This is a genomic window from Sphingomonas sp. FG14, assembly GCF_057809675.1.
The window spans coordinates 994,756-1,007,891 of the sequence record NZ_JBMDKK010000001.1 but is presented as its reverse complement, the minus strand read 5'-3'; the positions used below and the strand labels follow the sequence as shown (position 1 = coordinate 1,007,891).

General features: G+C 63.1%; 11 protein-coding genes. 6 read left to right on the top strand and 5 right to left on the bottom strand.

The genetic code is table 11. The features are described 5' to 3' along the window. Window positions 1–17 precede the first annotated feature (17 nt). The 3 genes from mreD to ACODTA_RS04805 are packed head-to-tail and all read right to left on the bottom strand — an operon-like array spanning window position 18 to window position 2,477. Window positions 18–530, bottom strand: a complete 513-nt coding sequence (mreD, locus tag ACODTA_RS04815) for a rod shape-determining protein MreD (RefSeq protein ID WP_489064658.1) — start codon at window positions 528–530, stop codon at window positions 18–20. Window positions 531–540: 10 nt separating this feature from the next. Further along, window positions 541–1,419 (bottom strand): rod shape-determining protein MreC, encoded by an 879-nt coding sequence (gene mreC, locus ACODTA_RS04810; RefSeq protein WP_489064657.1) that lies wholly within the window; start codon window positions 1,417–1,419, stop codon window positions 541–543. A gap of 14 nt (window positions 1,420–1,433) precedes the next feature. Continuing rightward, window positions 1,434–2,477, bottom strand: a complete 1,044-nt coding sequence (locus ACODTA_RS04805) for a rod shape-determining protein (RefSeq protein ID WP_222988187.1) — start codon at window positions 2,475–2,477, stop codon at window positions 1,434–1,436. A 146-nt stretch (window positions 2,478–2,623) separates the two neighbouring features. On the opposite strand from ACODTA_RS04805, the gene mutL reads away from it, so the two are divergent. From mutL to ACODTA_RS04790, 3 genes are all read left to right on the top strand, one after another. Next, window positions 2,624–4,426 carry a DNA mismatch repair endonuclease MutL gene (mutL, locus tag ACODTA_RS04800; protein ID WP_489064656.1) on the top strand — a complete coding sequence of 601 codons (1,803 nt, stop codon included), beginning with the start codon at window positions 2,624–2,626 and terminating at the stop codon, window positions 4,424–4,426. Window position 4,427: 1 nt separating this feature from the next. Continuing rightward, entirely contained in the window at window positions 4,428–4,892 is a 465-nt protein-coding gene (locus ACODTA_RS04795; protein ID WP_489064655.1) for a homogentisate 1,2-dioxygenase, read from the top strand. Window positions 4,893–5,140: 248 nt separating this feature from the next. Then, window positions 5,141–6,862 carry a serine hydrolase domain-containing protein gene (locus tag ACODTA_RS04790; RefSeq protein ID WP_489064654.1) on the top strand — a complete coding sequence of 574 codons (1,722 nt, stop codon included), beginning with the start codon at window positions 5,141–5,143 and terminating at the stop codon, window positions 6,860–6,862. 117 nt (window positions 6,863–6,979) lie between these two features. Here the strand turns inward: ACODTA_RS04790 and leuA are convergent, their stop codons facing one another. Then, window positions 6,980–8,644 carry a 2-isopropylmalate synthase gene (leuA, locus tag ACODTA_RS04785; protein ID WP_489064653.1) on the bottom strand — a complete coding sequence of 555 codons (1,665 nt, stop codon included), beginning with the start codon at window positions 8,642–8,644 and terminating at the stop codon, window positions 6,980–6,982. Between the two features lie 235 nt (window positions 8,645–8,879). Then, entirely contained in the window at window positions 8,880–9,521 is a 642-nt protein-coding gene (locus ACODTA_RS04780; protein ID WP_489064652.1) for a YceI family protein, read from the bottom strand. A 364-nt stretch (window positions 9,522–9,885) separates the two neighbouring features. Here ACODTA_RS04780 and ACODTA_RS04775 point away from each other — a divergent pair, with 364 nt between their 5' ends. Genes ACODTA_RS04775 through ACODTA_RS04765 form a run of 3 tightly spaced genes read left to right on the top strand, consistent with a single transcriptional unit; the run spans window position 9,886 to window position 13,113 of the window. Then, window positions 9,886–12,159, top strand: coding sequence for a TonB-dependent receptor (locus ACODTA_RS04775; RefSeq protein ID WP_489064651.1), 2,274 nt, complete (start codon window positions 9,886–9,888; stop codon window positions 12,157–12,159). A gap of 46 nt (window positions 12,160–12,205) precedes the next feature. Beyond that, window positions 12,206–12,811 (top strand): helix-turn-helix domain-containing protein, encoded by a 606-nt coding sequence (locus ACODTA_RS04770; RefSeq protein WP_489064650.1) that lies wholly within the window; start codon window positions 12,206–12,208, stop codon window positions 12,809–12,811. Next, the gene (locus ACODTA_RS04765) at window positions 12,808–13,113 is read left to right on the top strand and encodes a cupin domain-containing protein (protein ID WP_489064649.1); all 306 of its coding nucleotides are present in this window, start codon (window positions 12,808–12,810) and stop codon (window positions 13,111–13,113) included. Before ACODTA_RS04770 ends, ACODTA_RS04765 begins: the two co-directional genes overlap by 4 nt. Window positions 13,114–13,136 lie beyond the last annotated feature (23 nt).

Below are 13,136 nucleotides of genomic sequence, written 5' to 3'. Positions count from 1 at the left end.
TGTTGGGCACGCGGCGGTCAGGACAAGCGCCAGCGATCCAGCAGCGCGCAGAAGCGAGCGACGATCGGATAGGCTAGTACGGAAAACAATATCTGCGGCACGATGACTGCGAACTCGGTATGCCCGCCTGTTAGATTGGCGGTAAGGAGCCCCCCGGCCAGACAGACTATAATCGCCACGGCGGCGATGAGCCAGTCTTGCCAATAATCACGGAACATCGTGCGCCGGTCGAGTTGATCGATACCGAGCAGCACCAGTGTCCAGAGCAGCACCGCGCTGCCGATCGGCTGGCCGCTCAGCAGATCGTCCACCAGTCCCAACGGAATGCCGACCCAGATCGGCCAGAGCTCCGGGCGGATCAGCCGCCAGGACAGCAGCATGAGCAAGCCGAAAGGTGGCAGGATCGGTGCGGCGGCGACGATCGGCAGCAGCGTTACCGCCGATCCCAGCACGGTGGAGATCGCGGGTAAGACCTGGCCGCGCAGCCGCGCGACACGCTCCTCGCGGTCGGAGCGGATCGCCTGCCTCATCGTATCGCGCTCATTCGGCTGGCGTTTCGGCGGCTGGCGGTGCGGCTGCCAGTGGCTGATAGATGGGCTGGACGAGCGCGAAATCGAGCTTGGCGGGGTCGGCCAGCGGCCGCGCTGTCGCGGTATCTCCCGCCGCACGGATCGCAATGCCGACAGGGATTTGCGGAGGATAGACGCCGCCCGTGCCCGAGGTGACGAAGATGTCTCCGGCCTTGAAGACATTGGCGCCAGCGTTGAGGCTGCGGATCTCGAGACGCCCGTCGCCGGTGCCGCTGGCGATGGCGGGCAGTCCGTCTGAAATGCGGATGACCGGAACGACGGTGCCGGCATCGGTGATCAGCAGCACACGGGCACTTGCCAGGCCCACTTCCACGACGGTTCCGACCAAGCCAACGGCGCCGCGTACCGGCTGGCCATGGCGCACCCCGCTTGTGCTGCCGGCGCTCAGAATCGCGAAACGCCGCGTGCTCGATGCAGACGAACTGACGAGCCGCGCGGCAGTCACCGTCGGATTGGTCTCGGATATAGCGAGCAGGCGCTTCAGGCGCCGGTTCTCATATTCGGCGGAGCGGGCCGCGATCAGTTTCGCGCGCGCGCCTTCAAGTTCGTGGCGCATCGCCGCATTCTTGTTGGCCGCGTCGAAATAGTCCGAGACGGCGGTACCTGCCGATCCCGCGCCGCGCACGACCGCACGGATCGCGCCGGATATCGGGCTGGTCAGATCGGTGATCGCCGCGCGCACCGCATTGCTGCCGCTCGGATCGACCCACGCGGTTATGATCAGCAGCAGTCCGACGAGCGCGCCGGTGACCGCGACGACATAGCTTGCGAACAGGCCGTATTGCGCCTTCCGGGAGAATCCGGGGCGCCGCTTGTTTTGCGGGGGCATGGCCGCTTCGCCGGTCAGGCGGTTTGCAGCACGCCGCGGAACATCGGATCCTCCAGCGCGCGGCCGGTGCCGAGCGCGACGCAGGTCAGCGGATCGTCCGCCACGGTGACGGGCAGGCCGGTCTCGTCGCGCAGAACTTCATCGAGCCCCTGGAGCAGCGCGCCGCCGCCGGTGAGAACGATTCCCTGGTCGACGATATCGGCCGCGAGCTCCGGCGCGGTGTTCTCGAGCGCGATGCGCACGCCTTCGACGATGGTGCCGACAGGTTCGGACAGCGCTTCGGCGATCTGACCCTGGTTGATCGTGATTTCCTTGGGCACGCCGTTCACAAGGTCGCGGCCCTTGATGTGCAGCGTCTTGCCGACGCCATCGAGCGGGGTCTTGGCGACACCCACTTCCTGCTTGATCCGCTCGGCGGTGGCTTCGCCGATCAGCAGGTTATGATTGCGGCGGACGTACGAGACGATGGCCTCGTCCATCTTGTCGCCGCCGACTCGTACCGAGGTGGTATAGGCCAGGCCGCGCAGCGAAAGCACCGCGACCTCAGTGGTGCCGCCGCCGATATCGACGACCATCGACCCGATCGGTTCGGTCACCGGCATGTCGGCGCCGATCGCGGCGGCCATCGGTTCCTCGATCAGGAAGACCTGGCTGGCGCCCGCGTTCGACGCTGCGTCGCGGATCGCGCGTCGCTCGACCGAGGTGGAGCCGCTGGGCACGCAGATCACGATCTCCGGAAAGCGCCAGGCGCGCGCCTTGCCGCCATGTACCTTGTGGATGAAGTGCTTGATCATCTGTTCGGCGACGTCGATGTCGGCGATGACGCCGTCGCGCAAAGGACGGATCGCCTCGATGCTGCCTGGGGTCTTGCCCATCATCATCTTCGCGTCGTCACCGACGGCCTTCACCTTCTTGACGCCATTGATCGTCTCGATGGCGACCACCGAAGGCTCGTTGAGCACGATGCCGCGACCGCGCAGATAGACGACGGTGTTGGCGGTCCCCAGGTCGATCGCCATGTCATGCGACATCATCTTGAAGAAGCGCGACAGAAACATTCTCACCGTCCAGACATTGCTTGGAGCCGGCCGTTTCCGGCTCCGCTGATATGGCTTCCACGCAGGCGCCCGAGAAGCTCTTTCGGCACCGAATTTCTTTGAACGCCGGGTCGCGGAAAGCGGTCGATTGGGCTAGACCCGCCTCCATGTCAATACGCCGTCTTCCGGAGCATCTGGTCAATCGAATCGCGGCCGGCGAGGTGGTGGAACGCCCCGCCAGCGCGCTGAAAGAGCTGGTCGAGAACGCCATCGACGCGGGAGCGACGCGAATCAGCGTCCGGATCGAGGGCGGCGGCATCGATCTGATCGATGTAACCGACGACGGATGCGGCATGGAACGCGACGAAATGGCGCTCGCATTGGAGCGTCACGCCACGTCCAAGCTGCCCGATGACGTCATAGAGGCGGTTTCGACGCTCGGTTTTCGTGGAGAGGCGCTGCCGTCGATCGCCAGCGTCTCGCGATTCACCATTGAAAGCCGGGTGCGTGGTGCCGATGGCTGGTCGCGCATCGTCGACAATGGCCGGGTGGACGGGGAGGGGCCGGCCGCCCTTCCGCCGGGCACGCGGATCCGCGTCGAAAGGTTGTTCGAGAAGGTGCCGGCGCGGCGAAAGTTCATGCGCTCGACACGCGCGGAATATGCCGCCTGCGTCGACGTTGTGCGCCGTCTCGCCATGGCGCGGCCCGATATCGCCTTCACGCTCGAGCATGAAGGGCGCCGCGCGATCGCGGTGCAGGGCGGAGAAGATGGGCCGGCGCGCGTCGCGGCGCTGACCGATCGCGCGCTCGTCGACAACAGCGTCGCGATCGATTTCGTCCGCGAAGGCGTTCGTCTTGGCGGTGTCGCCGGCCTGCCGACCTTCAACCGCGGCGTCGCGGATCATCAATATCTGTTCGTCAACGGCCGCCCGGTAAAGGATCGGCTGCTCGCGGGTGCGGTGCGCGGCGCCTATGCCGATGTGCTCGCGCGCGATCGCCATCCCGTCGTCGCGCTGTTCCTGGACGTGCCGGTCGATGCGGTCGATGTGAATGTCCATCCCGCGAAGACCGAGGTCCGCTTTCGCGATCCGGCCCTGGTGCGCGGCATGATCGTCAGCGGCCTGCGCCGCGCGCTCGACGAGGCCGGTCACCGCAGTGCCCAGCGCCCCGCCGAAGCCGCGCTGAGCATGTGGCAGACCGAAAATATCCCTGCCACGCCAGAGAGGGCGGGATGGACCATGCCGCCCTCGACCGCAGCCACCACACCGGCCTTCGATTTTCCCCCTGCACCTCGCGCGGACTCGCGGCTCTGGGATCGGCGCGCGTCCTTCATCGCTCCACCGATGGCGCGGGCCGAACCGGCCTATACGCCACCGCCAGAAACGGTGAGCCATCCACTCGGGGTCGCGCGTGGGCAAGTCGCCAAGACCTATATCGTCGCGGAGGCGGAGGACGGGCTCGTCATTGTCGATCAGCATGCCGCACACGAACGGCTGGTGCTCGAACGGATGCGGCGCGCGGTGGCGGATGGCGGCGTTGCGCGGCAGGCGCTGCTGCTGCCTGAAGTCGTCGAACTCGACGAGAATGCCTGTGACCGGCTGGAGGCGCGCGCATCCGAGCTCGCCGAATTCGGGCTGGAACTCGAGCGCTTCGGCCCTGCCGCGATGCTGGTCCGCGCGACCCCGGCGATGCTCGGCGCGGGTGACGTCACCGGGCTCGTCACCGACCTGGCCGACGAACTCGCAGCTTATGACGAAGCACTGTCGCTCAAGGAGCGGCTCGATCATGTCGCGGCGACCATGGCGTGCCACGGTTCGGTTCGTGCGGGCCGTGTGCTTTCGGTCGCGGAAATGAACGCACTGCTGCGCGAGATGGAAGTGACGCCGCATTCTGGCCAGTGCAATCATGGCCGCCCGACCTGGGTGAAGCTGGCGCATGGCGATATCGAGAAGCTGTTCGGAAGGAAATGAGATGAAGTCTTTTCGACTGTCCTTGCTCGCGCTGATCGTCCTGTCCGCGCCCGTCGCGGCGCAGGAGGGATGTGAGCCGGTGCCGGCGGAATGGGCAGGTTGGTCGGCGAGCATGGCGATGACCGGCGATCTCGAACCTGGCGCGCGCAGCGAGATGGTGCTGGCGCCGGCCGGGAGCCTGAAACTTGCCACGACGCCGGGCAAGGAAGCGGTGACGGGCCTGTACGTCGGCGTCGCCTGGTTCAATGTCGCCACCGCCGGCAAGGTTCGGATCGCGCTCGATCAGGGGGCGTGGATCGATCTGGTGAAGGACGGTGCAGCGGTGTCGTCGACCGGCCATGGTCACGGCCCCAAATGCTCGGGCATTCGCAAGATCGTGGATTTCGAGCTGACGCCGGGGCGGTACGGCATCCAGATCGTCAACGCGCCAAAAGACCGGATCGGCGTCATGGCGCTTCTGCCGTAACGAACGGCGCGCGTTACCGCGCATTAATTTCAGATCGGAAGCGGGGTTCTCCCTTTTGGCGACTGTCAAAGGGGTTTTTGCGTGTCTCGTTGTGGCCGCAGGTCCGTAGAATGGGGTTTGTTAAGGTAGAAATTATTCATAGTGGCAATAATGTTATAAAATGATCTTCCATGCGTCATTTGTCCGGGGTAGCATGGGCCTGAGCCGAAACGGCCGATCGCGCCGAAGCTGGTGTCAGGGAGAGTGGAATGTCGATCAGATCTCGTGCCGTGCGGCCGGCCAACCGTCGTGCGACCGCAACTGCAATGGCGGCAATGTTGGGATGCTCGCTGGCGCTGCCGGCAGTGGCCCAAGACACCGGACTCAGCGCCGAACAGACCGCAAAAATCGATGCGTTGTTCGCTGAGTATGCGAAGCCGGATTCTGCCGGGTGCGCGGCGGGCGTGATGCGTGACGGGCGCATGCTTTATGCGAAGGGTTATGGCATGGCCGATATCGAGCGCGGCGTGCCGAACTCGCCGGCCAGCGTGTTCGACATCGGATCGACCTCCAAACAGTTCGCGGCCGCCTCGATCCTGCTGCTCCAGGCGGACGGCAAGCTGAAGCTGACCGATGACGTCCGCAAATATGTGCCGGAAGTGCCCGATTTCGGGAAGACGATCACGATCGATCATCTGATCCACCACACCAGCGGCCTGCGCGACTATATCGGGCTGCTGATGCTCGCCGGTTTCTCGCTCGAGGACGTAACTGGTGATGCCCAGGTGCTTTCGCTGCTTTCGAAGCAGCGCGCTCTCAATTTCCCGACCGGATCGCGCTACGAATATTCCAACACCGGCTATTTCCTGCTCTCGGTGATCGTGCAGCGCATCAGCGGCAAGAACCTGGCGGCATTCGCGCGCGAGCGCATCTTCGCGCCGCTGGGGATGAGCCACACGCTGATCCGGGACAATCATGCGATGCTGATCCCCAATCGCGCCCTGGGTTATGCACCGGACGGCAAGGGCGGCTTCGTCAATCACCTCTCCAACTGGGAGCAGCTCGGCGACGGCGCGGTGCAGGTCTCGGTGAACGACATGCTGCACTGGGAAGGCAATTTCCTCGATCCCAAGGTCGGTGGTGCCGTGATGATCGAAGCGCTGCAGACGCCGGGTGCGCTCGATGACGGCAAGCCGATCAGCTATGCGCGGGGTCTCAGCGGCGGCATCTATCGTGGTCAGCCACATATCGGTCATGGCGGCGCATGGCAGGGTTATCGCGCGATGTTCGAACGCTTTCCCCAGCAGAAAACCGCGATGGCGGTATTCTGCAATTCGGACTCAGCTTCTCCGGGCACGCTTTCGCGCGCTATCGCCGATATCGTGCTGGCCGACGTGCTGACGACCGAGAGCAAGCCGGGCAAGACTGGAGCGGGCAAGGATGCCGCCGCAAAGCCCGTCGATGCTGCCCCCTATGTCGGCAGCTATTTCGATGCCACGACCGATACAGTCTACAGGATCGCGGAGAAGGACGGCGGCGTCGTGCTCGACATGTCGGGCCGGGCGCTGCCGCTTGTCGCAGATGGTCCGGCCCGGTTTTCCGTGAAGGGTTATCCTGCGACGGTGTCGTTCGCCGTGGCCGGAAAACGGGCGACCGGTTTCGGCTTCAGCATCGGCGGCGAGCCCGAACAGAAGGCGGCTCGCTTCGAACCGCTCACGCTCGCGCCTGATGTGTTGAGTGCCTATGCGGGCAACTATTACAGTCCGGAACTGGATGCGACGCTGACGCTGACTGTCGAGGACGGTAAACTGGCTTTCCGCAGCATCCGTTTTGCCTATGCCGAACTGGCCGGGCCGCTCAGCCCGGCGATGGCCGACAGCTTCGATGGCCCGCTCGGCTTCCTCGCCTTCAAGCGTGACGCGGCAGGCCGGATCAGCGGCTTCGGGCTCAGCTCGTCGCGGATGAAGGCGATCTCATTCGAACGGCGATAGGCCGCTTCTCCGCGGTGCCGCTCCAGCGAAAGCTGGGCCCATGCCATCTATCAACCGCAACGACGTTGAAGATACCGCATGGGCTCCAGCTTTCGCTGGAGCGACCGGTTTGTGATCTCAACCCAGCCCGTTCGCAGCTCCCAGAACCGCGCGGACGCTGGCGGTGGCCACATCCTCGTCGATGCCCACGCCCCAGACGGTGCGGCCGTCGGGTGTCCGGCATTCGACATAGGCCGCTGCCTGAACGGTCGCGCCCGTACCGATCGCGTGCTCGCTATAGTCCGCGATGTCGAACTCGACACCGCATTGGTCGCGCAGCGCCGCCACGACGCTGGAGATCAGGCCGTTGCCGCGCCCACTGACCGACCGGCTTTCGCCGTCGATGCCGATATGCCCGGCGAAGATGCGGTCGCCATTGGGTGCTCGGGTCTCGTCATAGGCCTCCAGGGTGAAGCGGTGCGGCCCTTCGAGGCGATAGGCGCTGCGGAACGAGTCCCAGATATCGGCGGCATTGAGCTCGCGGCTGGTCTCGTCCGCCATCGCCTGGACATGGCGGCTGAAATCGGCCTGGAGCCGCTTGGGCAGCTTCAATCCCTTGTCCTGTTCGAGCACCCAGGCGACGCCGCCCTTGCCCGATTGCGAATTGACCCGGATCACCGCTTCGTAGCTGCGGCCGAGATCGGCGGGGTCGATCGGCAGATAGGGGACTTCCCAATACTCGTCGTTGCGCGCGTCCTGCGCCGCGAAACCCTTCTTGATCGCGTCCTGATGGCTTCCGGAAAAGGCGGTGAAGACAAGGTCGCCGGCATAGGGGTGGCGTGGATGGACGGGGATCGCGTTGCAATATTCGACGGTCTTGATGACCTCGTCGATATCCGAGAAGTCGAGGCCCGGATCGATGCCCTGCGTGTACATGTTGAGCGCGACGGTGACGAGATCGACATTGCCGGTGCGTTCGCCATTGCCGAACAGGCAGCCTTCGACGCGGTCGGCGCCGGCCATCAGCCCGAGCTCGGTCGCGGCGACGCCGGTGCCGCGATCGTTATGGGTGTGCAGGCTCACCACAACGCTGTCGCGATTGGGGATGGCGCGGCAGAAATACTCGATCTGGTCGGCGTAGATATTGGGCGTCGCGCACTCGACGGTGGCGGGCAGGTTGAAGATGATCGGCTTTTCGGGCGTGGGCTTGAGGATATCCATCACCGCCGCGCAGACCTCGACGCTGAAATCGATCTCCGCCGTCGAGAAGGTTTCGGGGCTGTATTCGAAGATCCAGTCGGTATCGGGCTGCTTGGCGGCCTCGTCGCGCAGGATCTTGGCGCCGGTGATCGCGATCTCGCGCACTTCGTCGCGGGTCATGCCGAACACGATCTTGCGCCATGCGGGCGAGACGGCGTTGTAGAGATGGACGATCGCCTGGCGCGCGCCCTTCAGGCTCTGGAAGCTGGTTTCGATGAGGTCACGGCGCGACTGGGTGAGTACCTGGATGACGACGTCGTCGGGAATATGGCCGCCCTGGACGAGGCCGGAGATGAAGTCGAATTCGGTGGCGCCGGCCGAAGGGAAGCCGACCTCGATCTCCTTCACACCCACCTTGAGCAGCAGGTCGAAGAAGCGGGTCTTCTTCTCGCCGTCCATCGGATCGATCAGTGCCTGGTTGCCGTCGCGCATATCTGTCGACAGCCAGCGCGGCGCCTGGGTGATCGTTTTCGACGGCCATTGGCGGTTGGACAGGTCGATCTGGGGGAAGGGGCGGTATTTGGTCGAGGGATCGCGCAACATGGCTAAGCTTTCTTCTTTCATCCGCGCGTTTGCGCGGGTGGACTGTCGGGTTCCGGTGATCTGCCCTTAGGCGGTCGCGGCAGCCCGCAGGCCGCACGGAAACGTCGCGCCTAAGGGCGCGTAAGTCGAAGAAGAAGCAGGGCGCGATGCGCTGACATGACCGGCTGAATGACGCGGAACCGGTCGCGTGTCCAGCGAAAACCCGTCCAGAGTCATCCGGACGGGTCTTTCGGCGTCATTTTTCGAAGGCCGCCGCGATGTCGATCTTCACCGCGTCGGTGACGAGCGGGATGCCGTAGCTGATGCCGAAATCGCTGCGCTTGATCGTGGTTTCGGCCTTGAAACCGACCGTCAGCTTCTTGACGAACGGATTGATGCCCGCGCCGATGAATTCGGCATCGAGCACTACAGGCTTCGTTACGCCGCGGATGGTGAGATTGCCTTCGATCTTGGCCTCGTCGCCGTCATCGTCCAGAATCACGCGCGTCGATTTGAAGCTGGCGGTCGGGAATTTCTCTGCATCGAAGAAATCGGCCTTTTGTAGATGCGCATCGAGTTGCGCGTTTCCGCTCGCGACACCTGCGAACGGCGCGGCGGGCTTGATCGGAATGGTGACCTCGACCGAGGAGGCGGCCAGATTGGCGGGATCGATCTTCAGCGTGCCGCTGACCCCGGTGATCAGGCCATGATACGGGCTGAAGCCGAAATGATTGACTTCCCAGGCGATCAGGCTGTGGCCGGGATCCGCCGCATAGGTGCCGGCGGCGACCTTGCTCCGATCCTTGCTGCCCGGCGGGCTGGACGGCATCTGGGCGATCACGGGGACGGCGACTGCGGCGATGACGGTAAGGCCGGTCGCGATCATGATCTTGCGCATCGGAATAGGGACTCCGTTTATTGGCTGTTCGACACGGACAATCTGCGAAAACCGAGCGAAGTTCCATCGGAAAGCGTGAAACGATCCGTTTCCGCCGGCGCTGACGTGTCGCTCTGTTGTCGCTGCTCGACTCGCTGCTCGACTCGCTGCGCGAAATCTGAGCCCGGCGGCAGTTATTTCTCCTCAAATTTTGCGCGCCTTTGCGTCGACGAGGAGAGGCGCCGCGCCAAACGAATTGAATAATAAGATTTTTTACAAGACTCAAAATTTGAGTTGACGTGAATGTTTGAGTTTGTGACTTTGGCGCCCAGAAGATCAAGAATCATCGACAAAGGGGGGTTAAATGAAGCCATTGATCCGGGTCATGAGCCGTTCCGCCGTGACCGCCATGCTTTGCGGCGCTTCGCACATCGCCATCGCTCAGGAGCAGCCCTCCGACGACGGAGAGATCATCGTCACTGCGCGGCTGCGGTCGGAATCGCTCCAGGATGTGCCGGCGTCGATCTCTGTCTTCGGCGCTAAGGAAATCGAGAACGCCAAGATTGATCGCCCCGCCGATTTCGTCGCGCTGACGCCCAATGTGACCTTCAATACAGCGCAGGATGCCGGAACGACCTATCTGGTCGTGCGCGGTGTGACGCAGGTGCCCAATGGCGAGACGCCCGTCGCGGTATCCGTCGACGGCGTGCTGCAGACTAGCGCGTTCCAGTTCAATCAGGAACTTTTCGATATCCAGCAGATCGAGGTGCTCAAGGGGCCGCAGGGTGCGCTTTACGGGCGCAACGCCATTGCCGGCGCGATCAACATCACCACCAAGCCGGTCACCAACGACTATGAAGGTCGCGTGGCATTCGGTTACGGCAACGGCAATGCGACGCGCGCCGAGGCATCGGTTTCCGGGCCGATCGTCAAGGACAAGCTGCTGTTCCGCGCCGCCGTCTCGCACCGTCAGGCCGATGGCTGGATCACCAACACTTTCATCGACAAGAAGGTCGACGATTTCCGCAATTTCACCGGCGACCTGAAACTGCTGTTCAAGCCCAGCGATGTGCTGAGTTTCGATCTGCGCGGCCATTACGGTCGCACGACGGGCGGAGCCGCCTATTTCGTGCGGTCGAGCAACGCTAATCTGGACGGCGCCGTGATCTCCGATGCGCATGGCGTCGCCAACACGGTGATCGCGCCGACCAGCAACAATCTCGGCTATAACCGCCGCACCTTGAAGAACGTCTCGCTGAAAGCGGAATATGACACGGGCATTGGCATGCTCTCGTCGATCACGTCCTATGACGAGATCGCGATGCTGACGACGTTCGACGGCTATGATTATTCGGACAATCAGAACTGCTTCGAACTGACCGCGCCATTGTCGACGCCCTATCGCTGCGCCGTGCCGCGGATCACATTCGGCGGGCTGGGTGGTGGCACGCCATTCTTCGTCGCGCCGTTCAACACGACGTTCCAAACCTATGGCCAGAAGAATTTTAGCCAGGAAATCCGCTTCACCAGTCCGTCGGACAAGCCGTTCCGCTATATCGTCGGGGCCTATTTCCTGAAGCGCAAGCGCAGCCTGATCACCGCGACGCAGGAGGACAAGGGTTTTGGCATCATTCCGCAACTCGATTTCAATCCGGCGACGCCGAACCAGACCCGTGCTTATTTCGAGGAACGAAACGACGACAAAGCCTATGCGGTTTTCGCGCAGGCGAATTACGACGTCACCGATACGATCGAACTGTCGGCGGCGATGCGCTACGATACCGATCACCGCAAACAGACCGATCCGCGCCCGGACATCTACCGGCTCGACGGGCTAGGCCGTCCGATCACCGATCCGCGCACCCGATCGCAGAAGTTCGATTCCTGGCAGCCGAAACTCACCGTCAATTATCGGCCGATGCGGACTTTGTCCTTCTATATGAGCTACGCGAAGGGCTTTCGTTCGGGCGGCTTCAATGCTGCGGGAACCGAGTTTGATCCGTATAGCGGCAGCCGCATCGCCGATCCCATCTTTCGCAAGGAAATCTCGGAGAATTACGAGGCCGGCTTCAAGGCGCAGCCGTTCGGCCGGGCATTATCGATCAGCGGCGCGGTCTTCCGCACCGAAGCCGACGATCTGCAGGTCTTCAACTTCAACGGCGCGGTCAACGCGCAGATCGTCAACAATATCGACAAGGCGCGGATCACCGGCGCCGAACTCGAGTTCCGGGCCTTGTTGCCCGCCGGCTTCGAACTGATCGGCGGCGTCGGCTATCTCGACTCAGAGATATTGCGCTACGATGCGAGCCCGATCACCGAGGGCAATCAATTGCCCAACATCACCAAGTTCAAGAGCAACGTATCTCTGCAATATTCGGCCGATCTCGGCGGCGGGCTGGATCTGCTGGTTCGCGGCGACTGGGAACATCGCGGCAAGACTTATTTCCATGAAGGCGGCACAGCGATCGGCGTGCCGGTGCGGGATGCGCTCGATCTGTTCAACGGCCAGATCCGCCTCAACCTCGACGGCGGCTGGAGCGCGTCGCTCTGGGGCAAGAATCTGTCGAACAAGAGGTATTACGACAAGGTGGTGGTGCCCGACTATAATTTTCAGGCGCGCCCACGCAGCTTCGGCATCGATGTCATCAAGACGTTCTGATCACATGCCGTATTCGGAGCAGGAACAGTTGAAAGGCCGTAAGACGATGGTGAAAGCAAGCGCGTTGGCGCCGACAAGCGATCCGATGATGTCGTTCGGAGAGCTGTTGAGGAACCGCCGCAAGAAGCTGCGCCTCACGCTCAACGAGGTGGCTCTGCAGTCGGGCCTGTCGGTATCGTTTATATCGCTGGCCGAACGTGGCAAGGCGACACCGTCGATCGTATCGCTGTCGCGGATCGCCCAGGCGCTGGACGTCAACATCAGCTATTTCCTGGCGCCGCCGCAGACCAACAACATCATGCACCGGGCGGTGGAGCCGGAATATTATCCGCTCGATTCCCCGGTGACGTACATCCGGCTCAGCGCCGGGCACGCCAATCAGAAGATGGACAGTTTCATCTTCATCATTCCGCCGGGGCCGATCTTTCCACGCGTACACCGCGACGGCGAATCCTTCTATTATGTGCTCGAGGGCGAACTGCATTTCGAGGTGGGAGACGACAGCTTCGATCTCGGTCCGGGCGACAATCTGCATTTCGACGCGCGTCACAGCTACACGATGCAGAATCGCGGCGAACAGCCGGTGAAGGTCCTTTGGGTCGGCACCCCAGTACTATTCCCACTCAGCGAGGATGCGGAGCCTTCGGCGTGAAGGTGTTTCCCGCGATCCTGGAAAAGGATGGCGATGCGGATGTAGCCGATCATGGCGCGGCGCGCTGTCGCACGATCATATCGAGCTTTGCGGCCGGGCTTCGCATCCCAGAGACCGGTTTCAGCACCCACGACGTGACCGAGATCTCGCTGATCCTGTCGGGCGCGTTCGATCTCGAAAGCGGTGGTGAAAGCGCGCGACTGAGTGCGGGCGATCTCGTCATTGTCCCGCCTGGCGAGGCGCATTTCTTCCACGTCCGTGCCGACACACGGATCTTCACTTTGACCATCGGCGACGCCTGACCAGCGCGCTCGCAAGTTCGGGA